The 22,210-nt window shown below is 44.7% G+C and carries 27 protein-coding genes; 19 read left to right on the top strand and 8 right to left on the bottom strand.

All coding sequences use genetic code 11. The features are described 5' to 3' along the window. The first annotated feature begins 324 nt into the window (after positions 1 to 324). On the top strand, positions 325 to 1,041 hold the full coding sequence (locus tag ACTHQF_RS08990; RefSeq protein ID WP_440429806.1) for a helix-turn-helix transcriptional regulator: 717 nt from the start codon (positions 325 to 327) through the stop codon (positions 1,039 to 1,041). A 12-nt stretch (positions 1,042 to 1,053) separates the two neighbouring features. Here ACTHQF_RS08990 and ACTHQF_RS08985 read toward each other — a convergent pair whose 3' ends face one another. Then, the gene (locus ACTHQF_RS08985) at positions 1,054 to 2,076 is read right to left on the bottom strand and encodes an LLM class flavin-dependent oxidoreductase (protein ID WP_440429805.1); all 1,023 of its coding nucleotides are present in this window, start codon (positions 2,074 to 2,076) and stop codon (positions 1,054 to 1,056) included. Positions 2,077 to 2,286: 210 nt separating this feature from the next. Between ACTHQF_RS08985 and ACTHQF_RS08980 the strand changes: the two genes are divergently transcribed. From ACTHQF_RS08980 to ACTHQF_RS08960, 5 genes are all read left to right on the top strand, one after another. Continuing rightward, positions 2,287 to 2,634, top strand: coding sequence for an aldo/keto reductase (locus ACTHQF_RS08980; protein ID WP_440429804.1), 348 nt, complete (start codon positions 2,287 to 2,289; stop codon positions 2,632 to 2,634). Positions 2,635 to 2,656: 22 nt separating this feature from the next. Beyond that, the gene (locus tag ACTHQF_RS08975; protein ID WP_440429803.1) at positions 2,657 to 3,121 is read left to right on the top strand and encodes a DinB family protein; all 465 of its coding nucleotides are present in this window, start codon (positions 2,657 to 2,659) and stop codon (positions 3,119 to 3,121) included. A gap of 37 nt (positions 3,122 to 3,158) precedes the next feature. Continuing rightward, a complete protein-coding gene (locus tag ACTHQF_RS08970) occupies positions 3,159 to 4,742 on the top strand; it encodes a glycoside hydrolase (RefSeq protein WP_440429802.1) in 1,584 nt (527 codons plus the stop codon). A gap of 79 nt (positions 4,743 to 4,821) precedes the next feature. Continuing rightward, on the top strand, positions 4,822 to 5,613 hold the full coding sequence (locus ACTHQF_RS08965) for a 3-keto-disaccharide hydrolase (protein ID WP_440429800.1): 792 nt from the start codon (positions 4,822 to 4,824) through the stop codon (positions 5,611 to 5,613). Positions 5,614 to 5,673: 60 nt separating this feature from the next. Beyond that, entirely contained in the window at positions 5,674 to 6,066 is a 393-nt protein-coding gene (locus ACTHQF_RS08960) for a putative quinol monooxygenase (RefSeq protein ID WP_440429799.1), read from the top strand. A 59-nt stretch (positions 6,067 to 6,125) separates the two neighbouring features. On the opposite strand, the gene ACTHQF_RS08955 is transcribed toward ACTHQF_RS08960, so the two are convergent. Next, positions 6,126 to 6,728, bottom strand: a complete 603-nt coding sequence (locus ACTHQF_RS08955) for an FMN-dependent NADH-azoreductase (protein WP_440429798.1) — start codon at positions 6,726 to 6,728, stop codon at positions 6,126 to 6,128. Positions 6,729 to 6,888: 160 nt separating this feature from the next. On the opposite strand from ACTHQF_RS08955, the gene ACTHQF_RS08950 reads away from it, so the two are divergent. From ACTHQF_RS08950 to ACTHQF_RS08935, 4 genes are all read left to right on the top strand, one after another. Further along, a complete protein-coding gene (locus ACTHQF_RS08950; RefSeq protein ID WP_440429797.1) occupies positions 6,889 to 7,266 on the top strand; it encodes a winged helix-turn-helix transcriptional regulator in 378 nt (125 codons plus the stop codon). Positions 7,267 to 7,270: 4 nt separating this feature from the next. After that, the gene (locus ACTHQF_RS08945; protein ID WP_440429796.1) at positions 7,271 to 7,846 is read left to right on the top strand and encodes a Crp/Fnr family transcriptional regulator; all 576 of its coding nucleotides are present in this window, start codon (positions 7,271 to 7,273) and stop codon (positions 7,844 to 7,846) included. A 77-nt stretch (positions 7,847 to 7,923) separates the two neighbouring features. Beyond that, on the top strand, positions 7,924 to 8,862 hold the full coding sequence (locus ACTHQF_RS08940) for an alpha/beta fold hydrolase (RefSeq protein WP_440429795.1): 939 nt from the start codon (positions 7,924 to 7,926) through the stop codon (positions 8,860 to 8,862). A 22-nt stretch (positions 8,863 to 8,884) separates the two neighbouring features. After that, positions 8,885 to 9,781, top strand: coding sequence for an NmrA family NAD(P)-binding protein (locus ACTHQF_RS08935; RefSeq protein ID WP_440429794.1), 897 nt, complete (start codon positions 8,885 to 8,887; stop codon positions 9,779 to 9,781). Positions 9,782 to 9,805: 24 nt separating this feature from the next. On the opposite strand, the gene ACTHQF_RS08930 is transcribed toward ACTHQF_RS08935, so the two are convergent. Continuing rightward, positions 9,806 to 10,696 carry a bestrophin family protein gene (locus ACTHQF_RS08930; protein ID WP_440429793.1) on the bottom strand — a complete coding sequence of 297 codons (891 nt, stop codon included), beginning with the start codon at positions 10,694 to 10,696 and terminating at the stop codon, positions 9,806 to 9,808. 106 nt (positions 10,697 to 10,802) lie between these two features. Here ACTHQF_RS08930 and ACTHQF_RS08925 point away from each other — a divergent pair, with 106 nt between their 5' ends. Then, positions 10,803 to 11,201: a hypothetical protein gene (locus ACTHQF_RS08925; RefSeq protein WP_440429792.1), complete on the top strand. Its 399-nt coding sequence runs from the start codon at positions 10,803 to 10,805 to the stop codon at positions 11,199 to 11,201. Here ACTHQF_RS08925 and ACTHQF_RS08920 read toward each other — a convergent pair whose 3' ends face one another. The 3 genes from ACTHQF_RS08920 to ACTHQF_RS08910 all read right to left on the bottom strand — a co-directional run bounded on the left by ACTHQF_RS08920 (position 11,202) and on the right by ACTHQF_RS08910 (position 13,886). Further along, on the bottom strand, positions 11,202 to 12,341 hold the full coding sequence (locus ACTHQF_RS08920; RefSeq protein ID WP_440429790.1) for a PAS domain-containing protein: 1,140 nt from the start codon (positions 12,339 to 12,341) through the stop codon (positions 11,202 to 11,204). 239 nt (positions 12,342 to 12,580) lie between these two features. Next, entirely contained in the window at positions 12,581 to 12,808 is a 228-nt protein-coding gene (locus ACTHQF_RS08915) for a hypothetical protein (protein WP_440429788.1), read from the bottom strand. Between the two features lie 163 nt (positions 12,809 to 12,971). Further along, complete coding sequence (locus tag ACTHQF_RS08910) at positions 12,972 to 13,886, bottom strand: pirin family protein (RefSeq protein WP_440429787.1); 915 nt, start codon at positions 13,884 to 13,886, stop codon at positions 12,972 to 12,974. A 122-nt stretch (positions 13,887 to 14,008) separates the two neighbouring features. Here ACTHQF_RS08910 and ACTHQF_RS08905 point away from each other — a divergent pair, with 122 nt between their 5' ends. After that, on the top strand, positions 14,009 to 14,326 hold the full coding sequence (locus ACTHQF_RS08905) for a hypothetical protein (protein WP_440429785.1): 318 nt from the start codon (positions 14,009 to 14,011) through the stop codon (positions 14,324 to 14,326). Here the strand turns inward: ACTHQF_RS08905 and ACTHQF_RS08900 are convergent. After that, positions 14,323 to 14,898, bottom strand: coding sequence for a cupin domain-containing protein (locus ACTHQF_RS08900; protein ID WP_440429784.1), 576 nt, complete (start codon positions 14,896 to 14,898; stop codon positions 14,323 to 14,325). The genes ACTHQF_RS08905 and ACTHQF_RS08900 overlap by 4 nt on opposite strands. 125 nt (positions 14,899 to 15,023) lie before the next feature. On the opposite strand from ACTHQF_RS08900, the gene ACTHQF_RS08895 reads away from it, so the two are divergent. Next, on the top strand, positions 15,024 to 17,048 hold the full coding sequence (locus tag ACTHQF_RS08895) for a BCCT family transporter (RefSeq protein ID WP_440429782.1): 2,025 nt from the start codon (positions 15,024 to 15,026) through the stop codon (positions 17,046 to 17,048). 41 nt (positions 17,049 to 17,089) lie between these two features. Further along, positions 17,090 to 18,358 (top strand): Hsp70 family protein, encoded by a 1,269-nt coding sequence (locus ACTHQF_RS08890; RefSeq protein ID WP_440429780.1) that lies wholly within the window; start codon positions 17,090 to 17,092, stop codon positions 18,356 to 18,358. Positions 18,359 to 18,364: 6 nt separating this feature from the next. Here the strand turns inward: ACTHQF_RS08890 and ACTHQF_RS08885 are convergent, their stop codons facing one another. Further along, positions 18,365 to 18,832, bottom strand: a complete 468-nt coding sequence (locus tag ACTHQF_RS08885) for a DinB family protein (RefSeq protein WP_440429778.1) — start codon at positions 18,830 to 18,832, stop codon at positions 18,365 to 18,367. Between the two features lie 142 nt (positions 18,833 to 18,974). Here ACTHQF_RS08885 and ACTHQF_RS08880 point away from each other — a divergent pair, with 142 nt between their 5' ends. From ACTHQF_RS08880 to ACTHQF_RS08860, 5 genes are all read left to right on the top strand, one after another. Further along, positions 18,975 to 19,655: a ferritin-like domain-containing protein gene (locus tag ACTHQF_RS08880; protein WP_440429776.1), complete on the top strand. Its 681-nt coding sequence runs from the start codon at positions 18,975 to 18,977 to the stop codon at positions 19,653 to 19,655. A gap of 9 nt (positions 19,656 to 19,664) precedes the next feature. After that, positions 19,665 to 20,495 (top strand): ferritin-like domain-containing protein, encoded by an 831-nt coding sequence (locus ACTHQF_RS08875; RefSeq protein WP_440429774.1) that lies wholly within the window; start codon positions 19,665 to 19,667, stop codon positions 20,493 to 20,495. Positions 20,496 to 20,600: 105 nt separating this feature from the next. Beyond that, positions 20,601 to 20,981 carry a VOC family protein gene (locus ACTHQF_RS08870; protein WP_440429773.1) on the top strand — a complete coding sequence of 127 codons (381 nt, stop codon included), beginning with the start codon at positions 20,601 to 20,603 and terminating at the stop codon, positions 20,979 to 20,981. Continuing rightward, complete coding sequence (locus tag ACTHQF_RS08865) at positions 20,926 to 21,219, top strand: helix-turn-helix transcriptional regulator (RefSeq protein ID WP_440429771.1); 294 nt, start codon at positions 20,926 to 20,928, stop codon at positions 21,217 to 21,219. Before ACTHQF_RS08870 ends, ACTHQF_RS08865 begins: the two co-directional genes overlap by 56 nt. Before the next feature lie 108 nt (positions 21,220 to 21,327). Continuing rightward, positions 21,328 to 22,167 (top strand): SDR family NAD(P)-dependent oxidoreductase, encoded by an 840-nt coding sequence (locus ACTHQF_RS08860; RefSeq protein ID WP_440429769.1) that lies wholly within the window; start codon positions 21,328 to 21,330, stop codon positions 22,165 to 22,167. The last annotated feature ends 43 nt before the right edge of the window (positions 22,168 to 22,210 follow it).

The raw sequence follows: 22,210 nt of genomic DNA, 5'->3' as shown, positions 1-22,210 counted from the left end.
TTAGATTAATTAAAAATAACAGTACAAATGTGTATTATTGCTGCCGATGACGATTAACGCAAAACGGATTAAAAACACAGTTACACGGATTTTATGAAGCTTACTTTCACCGCTTCTGGTTTGGAGCAAATCGATATGGCACTAAAGCACCCGGATGGATTTTTTGGCTCTAAGGGATTTGAACAACGGTTATCAACCACATCAGCTTCCTGGGCGAACATAAAGATCCAGGAACAATGGTTTGATGGGGCAATGGTGCTGTTAAGTTCAGTTAATTGCAATAGTGCATGTATGCTGAAGGTGTCTTGCAAAAACTCTTATTTAATGATGAACTTCGTTTTAGCGGGGGAGGTAAACGCGTTAAAAGCGGGATGTTACAGTTGCCTTTACTGCGATGAACTGAACATACAGGTTGAGATCAAAGAGGAGCTGCGCATGCTTTCAATTTGCATGACCCGTAATTTTTTGAAGTATCGCGCTGGCAATCGTTTAATGTTAATGGATCACGGAATTGCTGGCAGCAAGAAGCTTAGTTATATGCCTTGCAACAAATTAGTGCCAAAGAGGATCGAGCAGATTATTAATGAGATCTGCCGGGCAGAGCATCCAGCACATATTCGGCGAATATATCTGGAAGCGAAGATACTGGAAGTTCTCTCGATGCATCTGAATCAGGATTTCAGCTATGATCCAGCCCCGGTGTTTAGTGGTGTTAATTCAGCGGATGCGATGAAGCTGGAACAGGCAAGGCAGCTGCTGGAGCAAAATATTAAACATACATTTTCATTGCTGGAGTTAGCGAGAATGGTCGGCTTGAACGACTTCAAACTCAAAAAGGGATTTAAAGCAGCCTATGGCTATACCGTTTTTGGGTATCTCAGCGAGCTTCGCATGGAGAGAGCGAAGATATTGTTAAAAAGGGGGCTTTCAGTGAATGAAGTTACAGATGCTGTGGGTTATAAGAACCCACAGCATTTTACATCTGTATTCAAGAAACGTTTTCAGGTATTGCCCAGTAAGATTTTAAATTATGAAGATTGAAGGAACCGGCAACTAACGCCAACCCAGGCCAGGTGCCACGTGCTCCAGAATCGAAGACAGCAGGTGAATGTTGTATTCAACGCCAATGGTGTTTGGGATAGTCAATAGGATGGTGTCTGCTTCCTGCAGTGCTTCGTCCTTTGCGAGTTCCTCGATTAGCTTGTCGGGTTCGGCTGCGTAGCTCTTTCCGAAGACTGCACGTGTACCAGGTTCTATATAACCAAAATGATCAGAACCTTTGCCTTGCTGTCCAAAATAATACCGGTCCTCATCGGTTACCAGCGCAAAAATGGAACGGCTCACCGACACCCGAGCTTCCCTTTGATGTCCTGCTTTCTTCCAGGCTTCTCTGTAAGCCCTGATCTGTTCCGCCTGCTGGATATGGAAAGGTTTACCACTTTCATCAAATTTCAACGTGGAGCTCTGCAGGTGCATGCCGTTTTCTGCTGCCCAGATGGCCGTGGCGTTCGTTGCCGCGCCCCACCAGATGCGTTCCCGCAATCCTTCTGAATGGGGTTCCAGGCGTAACAAACCCGGTGGATTCGGGAACATTGGGTTCGGGTTTGGCTTAGCGAAGCCCTTTCCAGATAGTTTATCCAGAAACTCCAGTGCTTTTGCACGACCCATATCTGCTTCGCTTTGTCCCGCTTCAGGTTCATAACCGAAGTAACGCCAGCCATCAATCACTTGCTCGGGCGAGCCGCGGCTTACCCCGAGTTGTAAGCGCCCACCAGAGATCAAATCGGCTGCGCCGGCATCTTCCACCATATACAAGGGATTTTCATACCGCATGTCGATTACACCAGTACCAATCTCTATGTTACTGGTCTTCGCACCGATTGCAGACAATAAGGGGAAGGGTGATGCCAGCTGCGCTGCAAAGTGATGGACGCGGAAGTAGGCGCCATCTATGCCAATCTCTTCGGCAGCGACTGCAAGATCTATAGACTGTAGCAAGGTGTCACTTGCAGTTCGGGTTGCATAAGCAGGGTGGTTGGACCAGTGTCCAAATGATAAGAATCCTATTTTCTTCATTCTATTACAAAACTAATGATTTATTATATGCACCAACAACCCTGCCTGTTTGTATGGCGGCTACACATACAGATGCCTTTGAAAAATTTCAACCTCGGGCATGCCTACAATTTCAAGGGACGATTGCTGCTAAGTTTACGCAGATTTTTCAAACGGATACCTGCCGGTGTTGTTAAGTTTAACACACATTAAGAATTAACAACACCAGCTATGGAATATGTAAGATTTGGTGTATCCATGCAGCCACATTATAACCTGATATACCGTGAACAGGAACGCGAGATGATCCCGTTCTGCGTAGATCAGAAGCTTGCAGTAATATCATGGTTGCCCCTCGCCCGTGGACTGTTAACCGGTAAAAGAACTAAGGAGCGGAACGAAACGGAACGTGCGAAAACAGATGCTTTTGGCAAAAAACTGTACGGCGCGGATGCTGATTTTGCAATTGTCGAAAGGTTGACTGAAGTAGCTAATGAAAAAGACTATCAGCAGCGGATATTCAAAGATTGGAAGAACTTTATCAGCCACATCCGGTCCTTGGGTTTGAATAGGATTTAACAATTGTTAATTTACCAGAAATATGGCGATGCTTACTGATACTTTGACTTTGATATTCAAGCGGGATCTTCTGAAACTTAAAGCGGAACTCAGCTTGTACAATCATGAAGAAAACCTGTGGCTTGTAGATAATAATATCTCCAATGCCACAGGCAACCTTTGTCTTCATCTTCTTGGCAACCTGAACACCTATATTGGCGCTGTTCTGGGGCACACAGGTTATGTTCGAAACAGACCTGAGGAGTTCTCCCGGAGGAATGTCCCAAGGGTAGCACTGCTCAACGAATTAGATCGTACGATTCAAATGATTGATGCTGTACTACCGAGCATCACGGAAGCGCAACTGAGCGATGAATACCCTGATCAAGTGTTTGATTACAAAATGACCACCGAGTACTTTCTGGTCCATCTTGCCACGCATTTAAATTATCATCTTGGACAGGTTAATTACCACAGACGATTGCTGGATATTGATCTACATGTATGAGGTTTTTAATTATATTGGGTGTTGAAAATCCCCATAGATGAAAAACTTTAACCTATACTTGTCGCTTTCCATGCTATTGCTTTTCTCGCTCGGCTCCAAAGGTCAAAGCCGGTCGGATAAGACCCTGGTGATCTCCATCGACGCCAATAACAAGGCGCAAACCATCCACAACTTTGGTGCGTCCGGCTGCTGGTTTTCTGAGGGAGTGGGTAAATACTGGCCGCTTGAAAAACGCGAAAGAATGGCTGAATTGCTTTTTAGCAAAGCGCAGGCCGCTGATGGCAGTTTCAAAGGCATTGGTTTATCCGCATGGCGCTTCAACATCGGTGGTGGTACGGCAGAACAGGGCGACAGCAGTGGCATTAAGGATTTTCGTAAGCGGGTGGAATCCTTTCTTGCACCTGATGGAGCCTATGACTGGAACAAACAGTCTGGCTACATCTGGTTTGTTAAGAAGGCACAGGACTATGGCGTGGAAAACCTGATTGCTTTTTCGAATACGCCTCCGGTCCAGTTTACAAAGAACGGACTTGGTTTCAAAACCGAAAAAGATTATACAACGAATCTGAAACCCGACAAGTACGACGACTATGCTGATTTCCTGACGGAAGTGCTCAAACACTTCGATCAGCAGGGGCTACACTTCAAATACATCAGTCCTGTAAATGAACCGCAATGGGACTGGTCTAACAAACCTGGTGAGGCCAGCCAGGAAGGTAGTCCCTGGAGCAATGCCGATATACATCAAGTCGTAGGTGCCTTGGATGCCTCTCTGCAAAAGAAACAGCTAAGCGCTCAAATCCTGACCCCGGAGGCAGGCATGCTTACCTACCTATACAGTGGAACATCTGCTGCTTCAAACCAGATTCAGGAATTTTTCGGGGAGCAAAGTAAATACAGTCTTCAAAACGTCAAACATGTACCTCGCATAATTGCGGGCCATAGCTACTTTACGGATAATGGAGACAGTAGTATGGTGGCGGTGCGCAAGCATTTAGCAGACACTGCAGCCAAATATGGACTTGAATACTGGCAGTCGGAATACTCCATGTTAGGAGATGGATTTAGGGAGGGGACGAAAGCAAAACGTACGCAGATGGATTGTGCATTATTTCTGGCAAAAGTCATCAATCAGGATCTCACTGTTGGTAATGCTGCAGCATGGCAGCTTTGGAATGTGTGGGAACCAGGCAGTGCTGAATGGGACACGCGTTACTATCTGCTTGCTTTAGATCCGGCTAATCCGGAGTATACAGATGGTGAATTTAGCATCACCAAAAATCTTTGGGCTATGGGGAACTACAGTCTGTTCGTGCGCCCTGGTATGACGCGTCTAACGACGAGCAGGAATGATGGACGTGATGCAGTTGAAGTTGCTCAGGATGTAATGGTTTCTGCGTTCAGTGGCGGAGCTGATAAGCTGGTTATGGTACTGGTAAACTACACGGATCAGCCAAGGACGATCCTCCCGGAGTTGAAGAACTTTAAAGGGATTAAAAGCCACCGTACTTACGTGACTACAGCTGATGTAAAGGATAATCTAAAGCCATCTGCTGCACAGAAATTCAGTGGAACCTTCAGGTTGGCGCCACGCTCTGTGACAACCATTACTATGAATTAAGAACAGTGACCATCTGTAATGTTTTTTTTCGCTGGCAGGATAATATTTGTAAATTACGGTTAAGCCTTTAATCTTGACTATGCGTTTATTAAAATTCTCATTCCTGCTGCTCCTGGCATTAAATAGCTGCAAATCGGTTAAGCCTTCCAGAGGGGGGCAAGATTGGGTGCAGCTCTTCAATGGTAAAGACATTCAGGACTGGTTTGTGAAGATCCACCACCATGAAGTTGGCAAGAATTTTGGAAATACCTTCAGGGTAGAGGATGGGATCATAAAGGTTCGCTATGATCAATATGGAGACTTCAATGATCAATTTGGACATCTGTATTACAAGGTGCCTTATTCCTATTACCATCTTAAGCTGGAGTACCGTTTTGTAGGGGAGCTGCAAAAGGGTGCGCCCGATTATACCTTGCGGAATAGTGGTGTGATGTTCCATTCGCAAGATCCGCGGACCATGCCTAAGGAACAAGATTGGCCAATATCTGTGGAGTTCCAGTTCCTTGGTGGACTGGGCGACGGTAAACCGCGCACTACGGGAAACATGTGTTCCCCTGGCACAAAAATCATTTATGAAGGGAAACTGGACGAACGGCACTGCATTAATTCGAAATCAAAAACCTACGATGGCGACCAGTGGGTGAAGGCCGAGCTGATTGTGCTAGGCGACTCGCTCATCACCCACATCATCAATGGCGACACGGTTATGAAGTATTCAAAACCTCAGATTGGTGGTGACGTGGTAAACCGATACGATCCGGCTATTAAACAGGATGGAAAGTTGCTAAAGCGTGGATACATCGCCCTGCAAAGTGAAGGTCAGCCAATTGACTTCAGGAATATAGAACTCCAGGATTTGTCCAAAAAATAGAATAACACCTCACAAATGGGTAAATACAAGATTATAAATTTCGTTTTTTTAATGCTGTTGATGGGCAGCTTTAAGACCTCTTGGGCACAGGTGAATCCAGATAAAAAGAAAACGGATTCGCGCATGATGTTACGCATTGCTGAAATTGAGATATTTCCGCAATACCTGGAGGAATACCTCGTAATACTGAAGGCTGAGGCTGCTGCATCGGTTGAGCTTGAACCTGGTGTACTGGCAATCTTTCCAATGTATCAAAATGATTATCCTAATCAGATCCGCATCGTTGAAATGTATGCCAATAAGGATGCCTACCTGTCCCATTTAAAAACACCGCATTTCCTGCATTACAAAACAAGTACTCAAAAGATGGTAAAATCGCTGAAGCTGGTGGATATGAAAAGCATCGATCCCGAGGGTATGAAGAAGATCTTTAGAAAAATAGAGCAAGAATAATGCGCATTTAAAATTGGCAGATACCTTGGTTTAGGACCGAGGTACCTGCCAGTTTGCTTTTAGTCCACCTGAATGCTTGCGATGCCTTTTTCTAAAGCATGCTCCATAATGCCAGGGATCTTCACACCTTCAACGCGGAAAACATCAACTTCCTTCATGCCCAGGAAGCCGAGGAAGGATTTCAGGTATGGTGCTACAAAGTCGTTCTGCTGAGCAGGTCCTTCAGAATATACACCTCCAGACGACATCGCGATGTAGACTTTCTTGCCCTGAACGAGTCCGACCGGGCCGCTTTCATTATAGCTGAAGGTTATTCCGGCTCTTGTAATAAGGTCCAGCCAGGCCTTCAAGGCGGTGTGGATGCTGAAGTTATAAAGCGGCGCGCCAATAACGATGATGTCCGCTGCCGTCAATTGCTTGATGGCTTCGTCCGAGTAGCGTAATGATTCCCGGTTTTCCGGCGTCAACTGCTCACCTGGGGTAAACATTGATTGAAGAATCCGGAGATTCAGATGTGGAAGCTCCAGATCGTTAAGATTTACCTCTTCAACGATGCTGCCTGGATGTTTCTCCATGATCTTTTCGACGACCGCTTTTCCTAATTTGATGCTGTAGGATTGTGCCCCCTGGATGCTGGAAATTAAATGAAGAATTCGTTTCATGTTTCTTTATATTTAGTGATTAAAAGCGGATGCCGCGCTGGTATTAAGACCCTGTTGCATCCGCAATTCTTGTCACCAAAGGTATTTTATGCTACTACTAAAAAGATAGTACTTACCTAAAGGAAAGCGCTTACTTAGAGGAAAGTACGTAGCTTTGGGTATGGAAACGATGATTAAGGAGCAGCAATTGGTACTGGGTCGGCAAGAATGTGCCGGCTCCATGAAAAACGTGCTTGACGCATTGTACGTGCTGGGAGGCAAGTGGAAGCTCCCGGTGATCTTAAGCCTCATAGACGGGCCAAAGCGCTTCAATGAAATTCAACATGAGCTTAAAGGCATTTCGCCTAAGATCCTGGCGAACGAGCTGAAAAACCTTGAACTTAATGAATTTGTAGAACGGAAGGTATATTCAACTACACCAGTGACAATCATCTACGAAGCAACTGAACACAGTGCGACACTAAGAAAGGTACTACATGAGTTAAGCTTATGGGGCGAGCAGCACCGGGAGAAGATCAGAAGTAGCATGAGGAAGTAATATCATGGAGCAATGTAGCGAGGCATTCGTGTCATTTATCAGGTCTGTTGTAAGCATCCACGACTCAGATCTGGATCTGGTGCTTTCCAGATGTGTAAACCGCAAGGTTCCAAAAGGAAAACTCATTCTCCGAAAGGGGCAGATTGCAAACCAGTATTTTTTCATTGCTGCCGGTGGAATCCGGTTCTTTTATGAACAGGATGGACGGGAAAATACGACATGGATCTCTTTTAAAAATGAGTTTTTTACAGAGATCTCCAGTTTAAACCCACAAAGAGCCTCCCGGTTCAATATAGAAACCATTGAAGATTCTGAACTGGTGGTCATCGATAAGAAAGACATGGATTTTCTTTACGCCCATATTTCTGCATGGGAGGAGTTTGGGCGAAAGATATGGGAGGCAACTGCAGTGAGAATGATTGATCAGATCATCAACTTCCAGACGCTTTCTGCTGAAGAACGGTATATGGAATTTATGAGCAATCCTGAATTTCTGAAGAAGATCCCTGTAAAACAACTCGCAGCCATCCTGGGCATTACACCAAATGCTTTAAGCCGAATCCGGAAAAATATTAAGTGAGTTGCATTATCTACCACATGGTAGAATCAAGCCTTCCAGTTCGAGCTACATTTGAGTCCTAATCTAAGACATAAATTATGACTCACCCGAATGAGAACTCAATCCCGACGCAGAACACTTTTGATGACGATGAATTAATTAAAAACTTTCCCGATTTTAAAAATAACTATTCCACCATTAATGGTGTTAGCTTACATTATGTGGAAGGCGGGAGTGGTATGCCACTGATCTGTTTGCCAGGATGGCCGCAGACCTGGTATTCTTACCATCCAATTGCTTCAGAACTCGCAAAAACCTTCCGCGTTATCATTGTAGATATCCGGGGCATGGGAAGCTCTGAAAAGCCATTGGAGGGGTATGATAAGAAAACAATGGCCACAGACATTCTAAGGCTTATACAACAACTCGGGTATGACAAGATACACATCATGGGGCACGACATTGGCGGGATGATCGCCATGAGTTTTGCCTTCAATTATCCGCAACACACTGAAAAGCTTGTTGTATTAGATGGATCACATCCGGGTGAAGGAATGTTGTACATGCCACTGGTACCTGCTCCCGGGAGTTTTGGAGCTATGATGGATGCAGCACGGCCTTATGCATGGTGGATGGGATTTAACCAGGTAAAAGGATTACCTGAAAAATTACTGGAAGGTAGGTTTGAGCATTTGCTAGACTGGTTGTTTAACTATGTAATGATTGATGATCGCAAGATGTCGGGTTTTGATCGTGAGGTATATGCTGCTGCTTACAATGATGCAGATAGCATCAGGGCATCTAATGGATGGTATCAAACTTTCGGGCAAGATATTGAAGATTCCAAAAGCTATCAGCAGCTCAGCATGCCCGTTTTGGCGATTGGAAGTTATATCAGCTACAACTATATGAAGATGGGGCTGCCAGCAGTTGCGCCTGACCTTAAGCTGATTGAAATCTCCGATAGCGGACACTACTTATATGAGGAACAACCTGAACAGGTGCTTAGGGCAGTCCTAAGCTTTTTAGGGAAATAATTAAATAATCTACAGTTAAAATATGAAGAGCAACGTTTTAGTAGCCGGTGCAACGGGGAACCTTGGCACCAGGATTTGCAGTGAATTGATTAAAAAAGGGGCGTCTGTACGCGCTATTGTTAGACCTTCTTCGGACCAGGAAAAGCTTGAAACACTTCGACGCTTGGGCGTTGAAGTTGAAGTCCGGGATCTGAGCAGAGTTGATGACATCGCGGAGTCATGTGTGGGAATTAATTGTGTCGTGTCAGCACTTGCGGGACTAGCCGAGGTGATTGTCGATTTACAAACTCGTGTGCTTGATGCTGCGTTAAAGGCTGGCGTTCCCAGGTTTATTCCCTCTGACTTCTGCACGGATTACAACTTTCTCGAACCTGGTGACAACAGGAATTTTGACTTAAGAAGAACCTTTAAAAGTTATCTTGATAGTACAGGGATCCAGGCATCCTCTATATTCAACGGCGCATTTGCAGACATTCTTAAATATAATATACCGGTTTTGAATCTCAAGGATAAAAGCATTGGGTATTGGGGTGATAAGGCTCACTGGAAACTGGACTTCACAACAATGGACAATACTGCTGCATTTACTGCAGCTGTGGCACTTGATGACAGCGCTCCAAGGGATTTGCAGATTGCAAGTTTTCAGATTAGTCCTGATGAGCTGCGTACTCAGGTTCAGGAAATTACAGGTAGTGGTTTCAGTATAATTATGATGTCTTCATTAGAGGAATTTGCAGCTTACATAGAGAAACAAAGGGCGAACGATCCTGCAGGAGAATATGAACTCTATGCTAAATGGCAGCAAAGTCAGTATATGTATTCCATGTTTTCAACGCAGCATGCCGAGCTGGCAAATGGGCGCTATCAAGAGATCGCCTGGGTTTCCGGAAGGGAATACCTGGAGACCTTTGTTCGATAAGCGATCAGCATTCTGTTTGTGCTGCTATAACACATACTCGTCATTGATTGGCTTCACCGGCTCTGGTACCTCTTCTGCACCCATCATTTCCAAGAGGTTGATTTCTATACCTCTTGTGATTTGGTTTAACGGTATGCTGGCGGAGTTATTTACAAATGGATTAACCAGGTTCATTCCGTTTATCTGCGTAGAGACAAACACAAATCCAATTAGCCAGCCCAGGAAAATAGACACCACACCTGCGCTTTCGCTGATGACCAGCGTAAAGGTCACAACGAAAAGCCAGATAAAAACTTTGGTCATATACGAATAAGTAGTAGGAAACACGGTGTTTTTAATGCGCTCACTCATGCCCATGCTGTCTGAAAATCTGACCAGCATGGCATTGATCTCCATAAAACGGAAGCCATCAATATGGCCATTTTTTGATAGCCTTTGAAGATCTGCGGATTGCAGATTCAAAATTGCATTGTGTAAGTTGCTGGCACCCTGTATGGCGAGCCTATCAGCATCATTCAAATATCGCACGTTACAATCATTGGTTCCGCCTCGCAAGTTTGTCTTCAAGGCATACAGAAAGGCAATATGCCGGAAAATCATTCGCTTGATGGTCTTTTCGTCACCATCCACATAATTCAGGAGGCTACGGGCATAAGAGCGGGAGTCGTTTACGAGCGATCCCCAGATCCTTCGTGCTTCCCACCAACGATCGTAGGCCTGATTGTTGTTAAAACCAATGAAGAACGCAATGGCCGTTCCCAACAGGGTAGGTATAATTGCAGGGATAACATAGTTGTTGGCGATGAGGTGTTCGCGGATCATGTAAGCAACGGTGCAGGATACGATCATAATTAGATCTACCTGCCAGGTATCTTTTAAAATCCGACTGATGCGAATATTTTGTGCAAGAAGCATAGATGATATTTAGAATTGTAGATTTTACAAGACTCGACTTACGAACAATCATGCCAACAAGTTATCTTATATTTAATTTATATTTTCTCAATTGATTTGTCGCTTTATGGAAAGAAAAATTAACCCGGTTAAAGGAATAATCATTTTATTGTTGCCACTTTTGGGCCTTGGATGTGGTGTTTTGAACAAGGATTCCAAAGCATTCACCATCAATCAAACCATAGCCGCGCATTCTAAGATGATGATTGCCTTGGAGGACAAATCCGGCTTCAACCTGGACATTGAAAACCAGTCCAACGATACGCTGGTATTGGAAAGAAAAGGCCTGGACAATTTGATGATTACAAAAGCAAGTGTTAAGGCGATCATTGAACCAGAGGCTTCTGCAAGCCTGGTTAATGCATCAGGCAGGGAGGCCAGGGTCCGGGTAAGAATTTCTAATCATAAATCGAAGGTTCTGCACCGGGTGGAGCCGGTCAGCGCAGATACGACGGCCACAAAGTAGCTATCTGGTCTTTTCGGTATCGCTAACCATGGAGAGGTCGGAAATCAGGCTGATGACGCTTTGAGTTTTCTCGTCAAGTTCTTTGACGGCTTTCTGAAGCATCAACAAATAGTCTTTGGAGGCGATATAACCATCGCCTTCAATTAAGTTCATAATTCCAAGGATGGCGCAAACGGGTGCGCGATAATCATGTGCATGAATATGGGCGATCTTCTTGAGGATTTTGTTTTGCTTCAGAATCCTTTCGGAGTCCAATTTTCTTTTATTGATGTTCCGGGCGATATAAGACACGCCCATCATTTGTCCATCTTTATTACGTACAGGTTCGAATATGCTATCCCACCAGACCCTTTCTGCAATTTCCGGGTTACTCAGCATTTCCTGACTTATACGCTCACCATTTAGTGCGGACCGGAAGTTGGCCATAAAGGCGGCGTTGTCAACTTCGTTTAGATAATCTGCGGTGTGGCCGCCCCTCATCATCTTCTTTCCCTTGAATTTTAGGATATAGTCGTATGCAGCTTGATTGAAGTCCAGGATTTCTCCGGACATGCCCAGAAAGACATAAACATCGGTAAGGCTTTCGAAGAGTGCACGTAACTTGATTTCATTGCTGATTGCATTTGCTCTGGCCTGCTCAAGTTCTGCGAAACTACGATCCAGCCTGCTAAGATTCAGCTTGGCCTCCAAAATACTAATGACATGTTTAGCAAGCAACGTTAAGCTAAGATCATCTTTGCCGGACCTTTCATGCGGGATGTGATCCATAACACACAAGGTGCCAATACATAGGCCTTCCTTGGTGATGAGGGGAGAGCCAGCATAAAATCGAATGGTTTCTTGATTCGGTAACTGGGATAGTGGAGCGAAATGCTCGTGATCTTGAGTATCCTCTACTACAAAAATTTCCCTTCGAGCACTGGTGTAGTTGCAGAGGGAAATAACGTTGGTGAGGTTGGTGTTCGAAAGTCCAATATTTAACCTGATCGTATGTTTATCCTCATCGAACAGCGTAAGCGCCACAACTGGGGTCTCGAATATGCTTTTTGCGATAAGCAAGGCATCCTGAAGCTCCGTGTTGTCTTCTAATCGAAGTTGACCGAATGCCCTCAGTGCTGCTAATCTTAATCCTTCGTTCATACTACGTTAATATGAACGAAGTAAATCAAATTAAATCGTAAATCAAGATTTTAAATGTAATAGGGCGTTTTTAAATCTGGGGTCGCGGCCTTTGCATGATAAAAATCATTTTCCGAAACGAGGTGCCAGCATGATTTTGTCAAAGTGTCGATATTTTGATAAACACCTATAAAATGTTCAAAGCCTGGTCTACAGGCAGTATGGGCACCATCAGGTATGTATGATCATCAGAGCAAAGGCTACCGCGAACGGGGAAGTACCTCAAAGCCGCCATAGCTTAGCATTTCGGCATCATGGAATACTGTTAAATTAAGCTCCAACCGGGCGATCAGTTCTTTAGCTTGCGTGAGGTTACGGTGCATGTCCCGCACTCCTCTTATCTCAAGCCCTTTTTCGATTAATTTATATTTAGATGGCTCAAATTTGTCGATGAATTTTTGAAGGTCTGGGCTTATTGAATTTCTCATGATGTAGCTGCTAAATTGTAATACAAAGAAATGCTTGTGGTTTAAACTTAACTACAAATCTGTATTACCTTAACGGTACACCTGGACCTCACGTAATCTATTGAGTGAATTTCTGTTTATGTAAAATTCTCTTGCACAGATCTATGGTACAGGTACCCGCGGGCTAAGATAGTGGCTCGGGTTTGGGTGAACTGCCTGCCGGCCTCGACCGGTCATCAGGTAGGGGAATAAACTCCTGATCGTCGGTAGGCGGCAAGGTAAAGCGGCCCTGCTTCCAATCTTCTTTAGCTTGCTCAATGCGCTCCTTTCTCGAGGATACAAAGTTCCACCAGATGAATCGTTCACCCAAAGGTTCGCCTCCAAGCAGCATCAGGGTTGTATCTTGTCTAGCCAGTAGAACCGGATCTACACCTTTGGTAAAAACAAGCATTTGTCCTGCATGATACGTTGTGGCCCCAATTTCAATGCTGCCTTTTACAATGTAGAATCCGCGTTCGGAATGTTCCTTAGGGAGCGCGAAGGTTGCACCTGACTGCAGTACCACATGCAGGTAAAACAATGGTGAGTTGGTATGTACGCTGCTTTTTAGACCGTAAGCGTCTCCGGCAATTAGTCGCATCCAAACGCCTTTATCTGTGTATACCGGCAGATCTGCTGGTTTATAGTTCAGAAAGGATGGTGCAGCCTCCTCGTCTTTTTCAGGTAAAGCTACCCAGGTTTGTATCATTTCCAGACCACCGGCGAGTGCTGCGGGACTCTCAAATCGCTCCGAATGTGCAATGCCGCTGCCGGCAGTCATCCAGTTTACTTCTCCTGGACGGATAATTTGCTCTATACCAAGGCTATCGCGATGGGTAACCTCACCACCAAACAGGTAGCTCACCGTTGATAATCCAATATGTGGGTGCGGGAGTACATCAAGGCTGGAGGATTGTGCAGCGATGTTTTCTACGGGACCGGCATGGTCCATAAAGATGAATGGGCCGATCATCCGGCGCAGCCGAAAAGGAAGGATTCGTTTGACCTTCATTTCAGCACTGATGGCTGCTATCCGGGAATCAATTACGAGTTCAAGCATGTCTTTCTAAGATCTGTGAAACAATAGCTGAATTTAACAATTATTAATAGGGCAAATAGGATAGGGGCGGAAATGACACTGATTTTTGCATTAAAAAAAAATGATCAGTTATATTAGCGGGTATGAAAAGACTATTAACGCTCCTACTATTTGCTGTGATCATTATTGCCTGCAAAAAAGAAGACTATTCTGCAGGTGAATATTACAAGGTTACTTACCAGACCATAGAGAATACGATGCAGATCTCGATAACGGCTACACAGGATATCAATCCTGCGAATTTTAAAGGTTTGCAGCCGGACATTAAGTTCAAAAAAGCGCAATACCTTATATCCTTATATGGTGAGCAATCCTACAAAATAGAGTTCATAAAGCTGGATGGAACTGTCTTTCCTCTGGAGCTCCGCGCGTCTGAAAAGAAGATGACCCTGGATTTCTAAACAGACTTATTCAGCGGTTCTAGCGGAGGCCCGACCACCTGCATTTCATTTTCGGCAAACAAACGTTTGACCTCTTCGGCAGTGGGTTCATGATCAAGACCTGCCATAGAGACAAAGAAATCCTCAAGTTTACCAGCGGGCTGGAGGATAACCAACATTTTCCCTGCTGCCGAATCCTGAATCCAGGCATGTGGGACTTGTCTTGGCAGAAAAATCGTCTCGCCAGCCGCCAATGCGAATTGCTCCTCACCGACCTTAAAGCGATAAGCACCTTGAACCACATAGAATATCTCATCTTGTAGAGGATGTACGTGTAATGGGGTTCCACGGCCCTGGCTGAGTGACGTTTGTTCAAAAACAGCCAGGTCGCCCTTGGTATCAGTACCCGATATTTTAACGTCCAGCACATTTGCATTGACGCCTTTCAGCTTTAGATGTCCATGTTTTCGTCCCTCACCAGCAGAGACCTTAAAGCCTTTGTCTAAAGCGACCTTTATTGTGCGTAGTGGAGTCGTCCATCCTGGTGTCGCGAGCAGGGTAAAGATGGAGGTGATAAATGTATTCCTTTTCATGGCATTGTAGTTTCTTTAATTTAGCTAAAATACTGTAAACATGGGTGTTAATGTTGTTCAAAATCTCGGTTCAAAACTAACCCAGCAAAGAAAGGTTATATTTGCCTTACAACAGGAGGAAGCACATGAATACAAATAGGAGCGGTAGTTTATTTTCGAATACGACTTTCAAAAAGGGCATCATAATTCCCAGCCTGATCTTCATACTGTCGATCACCTTCATTTCCAGCATTTTTCCGCGGGAGGCTGCTTTATATTTAGGGATTGTACAGGACTGGATTTTCATTAATCTGAACTGGGTTTATGTTTGGTCCGTAACGATCTTTGTTCTGTTTCTGATATTCTTGTTTTTCAGTCGCTATGGTGCCATTCGCCTGGGGGATAATGATTCTGAACCCGAATATTCTTTTTTCTCTTGGGTGTCCATGCTCTTTGCGGCTGGAATGGGTATCGGACTGATGTATTTTGGGGTGGCGGAGCCAGTGTCACATTTCTCCGACCCTACTTTCTCGGGGTTGGATGAGATCAGGCGCGCTAAAAATGCGCAACTCTATACCTTCTTCCACTGGGGGATTCATGCATGGGCAATTTACGGCCTGGTAGGTTTATCACTGGCGTATTTTACCTATCGATACAGGTTGCCCCTTTCACTTCGCAGTTGCTTCTATCCAATTTTAAAAAATAGGATCAATGGTCCCTCTGGTGATGTGATCGATACTTTCGCCCTATGCAGTACCTTTTTTGGTATTACAACTACACTCGGGTTTGGGGTCGTGCAACTAAATGCAGGCTTAGTAGAACTCGGTTTAATGGAGGAAACTGGCTTCCGGTACCAAGTGGCCATCGTAACCGTGATCATGGCCATCTCTACCTTTTCCGCAACATCAGGGGTAAATAAAGGTGTTAAGTTCCTGAGCCAGTTGAATATTGTTGCTGCGATCCTGTTCTTGTTTTTTATCCTCATCTGTGGTCCTACCGTTTTCCTGCTGGGCTCACTCTCCGAAGGGATAGGCTACTACATTACGCAATTTTTCAATCTCACGTTTAATACGCATGCCTACGAGCCTGAAAGTCAGCCATGGTTTTTCAATTGGACCATCTTGTACTGGGCATGGTGGATTTCATGGTCACCTTTTGTAGGATTGTTTATCGCTAAAATTTCCCGTGGGCGTACCATCCGGGAGTTTATCGGTGCAGTACTAATTATTCCTACAGCTTTCAATTTTCTCTGGATGACCGTGCTTGGGAATAGCGCAACCTGGCTGGATCGTAATACTGCAAAGGGTGTTTTAAGCGGAATTGCAGATAAGACAGATGAAATGTTGTTTAGGTTCTTAGACCTTCTTCCAGCTTCAAATTTGAGTAGCGGTCTTGCTATCTTTATCATCTTTGTCTTTTTCGTCACCTCGGCAGATTCCGGGATTTTCGTGATGAATAGCATTGCAACGAATCATGCCCTTAAGTCTCCAAAGTGGCAGATGGTATTCTGGGGAATTTTGTTGGCCCTTCTATCTTTGGTATTACTCAATGCAGGCGGGCTACAGTCGCTGCAAACTATGACGCTTATTACAGCCCTTCCTTTTTCCTTGCTGATATGCATGTTCTGCTATAGCCTTGTTCAAGGATTAATTGTAGATGATATTTATTATTCCAGGTCTTACTCGCATGCGGCCAACAACTGGTCCGGAGAATTCTGGAAAGAAAGGCTGCAAAAAATTCTGTCCTTTAAGAATCGGGATGCTGTGGATAAGTTTATGCGGGAGACGGTATTGGTCGCACTGCAGGAGCTTGCTATGGAATTTAGTAACAAAGGGATCACCGCCACGGTGACCGTTAATGAAAAACCTACAGATGTCGCATTAACCATAAAACACGATCTTATAGAGGACTTTACCTATGGGGTAAGAAGTGAGTCAAAGTTGATATCAGAATTTCTGGTTAATGAAGATAATATTCCTGGAGTTGAGGGAAATAAGACCTATATCCCCAAGACTTATTTCGGCGACAACAGAGTTGGCTATAACATTGAATATTTTAACCAGAGGGAAGTGATTGCAGATGCCTTAAAACAGTATGAACGCTTCATCCAATTATCTTCTGAAGTGAAAAACGAACTGTTCACTGACAATTCGCTGCGGGAACCGCAATAATTTTTGATACTTTCGCCCCCTTAAAAATTTAAGGCTGCGTTATGGGAAAGTATATGTATGGAATTGATTTCGGAACCACCAATTCTGCCTTAGCAGTTTACAACGAAGAAACTGGAGCAATTGAGCACACGATCATTATTCCATCACTGATATACTTTTTTGAGCATCGTAAGGCTGACGGCAGTCCGAACTTTGTGGTGGGCGAGGAAGCCATTTCCGCTTACCTGAGCGAAGGTATGAAAGGCCGCTTCATCAAGTCAGTAAAGCAGATCTTATCGCGCAGTAGTTTCATCGAAACTCGTATTCAGCAAACACGTTACAATGCATCACAGCTTGTAGCCATCATCATTAGTGCGCTTAAAGCGCGGGCTGATAAGCTGGTGGGTGAGGACTGCGGTAAAGCGGTCATTGGAAGGCCGGTTTTCTTTGATGATCATAACGTTCAAAAGGATACGCTGGCGCAAACACGGCTTAGTAAAGCTGCTGAGTTGGCCGGATTTTCGGAGGTTCGTTTCCAGTTTGAGCCCATCGGTGCAGCGTTTGCTTATGAGCGCAGCTTAACAAAGGCAGAACATGTACTTGTTGCCGATCTAGGCGGCGGTACGACGGATTTCACCTACCTGGTACTGGATCCGGAGAAGGTGGGTAGCAAAGATCGTAAGAATGACATGATGGCCACTGGCGGTATTTACATTGGTGGTGATAGTCTGGATGCTGCGTTTATGTGGGAGCGTGGTACACCGTACTTCGGTAAGTACACCGAATATGAAGCGACTCCCGGTAAGCGCCTTACGGTTCCCAAATCGTTGTTTGCAAACATCTGCTCCTGGGAACAGATGAACTTTTTCAATGGTCCGAGAATCAGAAAAGACATTGAAGATTATTACTATTTCTCTGGCAAGGACAGGATGTTTAAGAACCTGATTACCCTTATCGACAATAATCTGGGTTATTCCGTATTCAGGTCAATTGAACAAACCAAAATTGAACTTTCTGCTGTAGAATCTTCTCGCTTCAGTTACCATCAGATGGAGATTGACATCGATGAGGAAATTTCGCTTGCACTTTATGATGAGATCATTTCTAAAAACGTCAATCAGATTGCTGCATATCTGGACCATTTTATGGAGCAGCATAATATCGATCCAGCCAGGATCGACAGTTTGTTCTTAACTGGCGGAACCTCCATGGTAGGTAGCATTCAGAAACTTTTCAAACAACGTTTTCCGCAGGTAAACCTGAATTCAGGTGACAATTTCAAGAGTGTCGCAAACGGCCTGGCGCTTAGCGGGTACTTGTTTGCGGAATAGCAGTTGCTAACGCAATATGTCGGCGTCAACGGGTAGATAGCCCAGATGTCTTGAAAGTGACATGATCTGACCTTTGTGGTGAAATTCATGTGTAATGACGTGACTGAAAAATGTTAGTCCATCGATGAACCTCGTGTGGTCATTGAATCGTAGCTCCTTAGGCTCCATTATCCGGCTGTCGATAACCCTGAAAAATTCCTGCATCAGCTGATCGGTATGCTGGAAAAGTTCAATAGCATCAACGGCTGTATGAACAGGTTCGTATCTGGTTAGTTGCATATTCTTTTCAAGCGCATGGATGCCGATCCATTGCTCGTAAGTGTTTGCGATGTGGACCAGCAGATTTCGGATGCTTCCAGGTCCGAAAGTCGTATGCTCTTTGATAAAGTCAGGCTGTTCTATGCTGCAACAATAGTTAAGCAAAACTTCACGGGAGGATTGTACAAGTTTGTATTGCGCTTCAAGAAGGTTCATGGCATGTTCGTTATGGATTTAAGTTGTGGCAAATCTTCAGCCATTTACAAGAAAAACCATATTCTAAAAATAAATTCCTTTTCAAAAATCCGAGCTAAGGATTGCTGCGTAAGTCTCTGCATAACCAATCAAAAATCAGACGATGGAAAATCAAAACATTTTAGAATCAGGGATTCAGCGCCGGTCCTTTCTGCGCTATGCAGGTGCAGGAATGGCTGCAGTTGCATTAACTGTGGCAGGCTGCAAGAAGGATAACGATGGCATGGTAGATCCGGTAACTGGGGCTGTTGACCTTGGCTCTGGCGACATCGGCATTTTAAATTATGCTTATGCACTGGAGCAGCTAGAGGCCGCCTTTTATGAGGCAGTGGTAAAAACACCCTTTGGTGGGATGACTGAAACGGAGAAGGTATTTTTAACAGACATCAGGGACCATGAGTTGGCACATCGTGATTTCTTCAAGGCGGCCTTAGGTGATCAAGCAATCCCTGCCTTAGAAGTAGATTTTTCCTCCATTAACTTTAGCGACCGTACCTCGGTACTTGGGACTGCAAAAGCCTTTGAAGATCTGGGTGTATCAGCCTATAATGGTGCTGGCAGATTGATCCAATCGCCCGATTATCTAACCCTTGCCGGCAAGATTGTTTCTGTTGAAGCGAGGCATGCCGCATTGATACGTGACCTGATCGAAAATGGCAGCTTTGCTAATATGGAAGTTGTAGATGCTACTGGCCTTGATGTAGCGCGAAGTCCTAAAGAGGTGCTTGCCATAGCAAAAACCTATATCAAAACTGAAATTAACGCAAACAATTTACCTTCTTAACCAACAACCATGAATATTGTAAACTTATTATCAGAGATAGAAAAAGTAGATGGTGAAATCTATGAACGACTGAGTCCACGCCGCGCAGCAATGAAGCAGTTCTACGGCTTCGGTGCAAAAGTTGCGGCTGCAGCTATTCCCCTTTCCCTGGGGTCTATGTTCAACAAAGCTTACGGACAGACTGCGCCTGTAGCTGTGGAGCAAGTATTAAATTTTGCGCTTACCCTGGAATACCTGGAGTACTTCTTTTATAAAACTGGCTCAGCAACCAACGGGCTAATTCCTGCAGGCCCAGGTGTTGGCGCGATTGCCACAATCCGTGAACATGAGTGGCAACATGCTAACCTGTTAAAAGGTGCAATAGCTGGTTTGGGTAAAAAGCCCGTGGTCTTCACGGCGACCGATTTTGATTATACTGCTAAAGGTACTTTCCCAAATGTATTTTCGGACTACAAGACTTTCCTGGCTGTCGCACAGGCCTTGGAAGATACTGGAGTAAGGGCTTACAAGGGGCAGGCCGGCAATTTAATGTCCAGTCCTGGGGTACTTCAAACAGCTTTGCAGATTCATTCGGTAGAAGCACGGCATGCTTCACATATTCGTCAGATGCGCCGGGCACCTGCTGGCGGTGGGTTAACGGCAATGAAACCCTGGATCACCGGTGGCAATGACAGCGGTGTACCACAGGTCGATGCCGTTTACAAAGGAGAAGAGAATACTACCCAAGGGGGTGTGAACATCAGAAATCTCGGTTATTCCGAAAAAGTTGCCACAGAGGCTTTCGATGAAACTTTAACTATGGCTGATGTCAATGCAATTGCCAGTCTTTTTATTAAATAAGATGTTTTATTAGGTTGAAGAAGCAGCTGTAAGGCTGCTTTTTTCGTTTTTGAACCTATTTTAAATGCCAAGTTAGTAACTTAAGGTGAACTAAGAACTTTAGCTATGAGGATACCTGAAAACCATCAGGGTGTAATGCCCTACCTGATGTTAAACAATGCCGAAGGATTTATTGGATTTACCAGAAACGTCTTCAACGCTACTGAGGGCATGAAGGAAATGCGGGATGAACGGCCTGATCTGATCATGCACGCTGAAATCATAATTGCCGGTAGTACAATCATGTTTGCAGACACCGATGCTCAGTGGCCTCTCGCCAATGCAAATCTGTTTGTTTATGTAGACAGCGCAGATGACACTTATCATTTGGCACTTTTACATGGCGCAAGTACCGTGATGGAGCTCTCAGACCAGAACTACGGTAGAACCTGTGGGGTGTTGGATCCATTTGGGAATACGTGGTGGATCACATCACTTGTACACTGACAAGGTCTCTCCCAGATATTTATCGGATATGCTTAGATCCTTGATAGGTCATAGTACGCAGCAACATATTCATAACAGACTGATTGAACAAGCAAAAAGATTGCTTCCTACCAGTTCTTCAACAATCGCAGAAGTGGCCTACCAGCTGGGCTTCGAACATCCACAATCCTTTAATAAGCTCTTTAAGCAAAAAACTGGTCCATCACCTTTGAACTTCCGGCAGCTTTTCAGTGACTAGCGGCGGTGACGGCAGCGCTTGTTTGATTTTTACAACTATCGGATTGATCGCCGCATGAAGGCCGGACAGCCATTGAAATACCTTTGTTCTCAATCAAATCATAATATTATGGAAAATAAAAGAGTATGGTTCGTAACAGGTGCTTCAAAGGGTTTGGGGCTAACCTTGATCAACAAATTAATCAGTCAGGGCCACCGGGTGGCAGCAACATCCAGACGTCTTGCAGATCTTGAAAAAGCTGCCGGTAAACATGAAAATCTATTGCCGCTGGAGGTTAATCTAACCAGTGAAGACAGTGTAGCTGCAGCGCTGAACGCCACGGTGGAGAAGTTTGGTAGCGTGGATGTCGTGGTGAATAATGCCGGCTATGGCTTGGTTGGTGGGTTGGAGGAGCTAAGCGACCAGGAAAGCAGAAGCAACTTCGATGTGAACGTATTTGGAATGTTGAACGTGATCAGGAATGTATTGCCGCAGATGCGGAAACAAGGATCCGGACATATCTTTAATGTTGCTTCTGTTGGCGGTTTCACCGGAAGCTTCCCCGGCTTTGGTATTTACTGTGCGACCAAATTTGCCGTTCATGGCTTGTCAGAGTCGCTTGCTACCGAGGTAGAACCCTTCGGCATCAAAGTGACCATTGTTTCACCGGGCTATTTCAGAACGAACTTTCTGGATTCATCGCTTGCGACACCATCTACTCCAATCGAAGCCTATGAGGCTGTTCGCGCTTCGCAGTCCATGCACCAGGAACAGATAAACGGTAACCAGCCGAATGATCCTGAAAAAGCCGCAGATGTATTCATTGAAGCTGCTGAACTTGACCAGGCACCTTTACACTTGTTTTTAGGTCATGATGCCTACGAAATGGTCAACGAAAAGATTAGAAATGTTGAGCGGGAAATGGAACTGCTGAAATATCTGGCGACTTCAACAGCTTTCAACGATTAATAAAAACCGGTTAAGTATCCCTGTGAAGGCCGACAGGGATACT

Origin of the sequence: Pedobacter sp. SAFR-022 (assembly GCF_051965375.1) — a bacterium.
In the GTDB taxonomy this organism is placed as follows: domain Bacteria; phylum Bacteroidota; class Bacteroidia; order Sphingobacteriales; family Sphingobacteriaceae; genus Pedobacter.
Note: the sequence above shows the minus strand (reverse complement) of the source record. Positions and strands in the feature narration are given on the sequence as shown.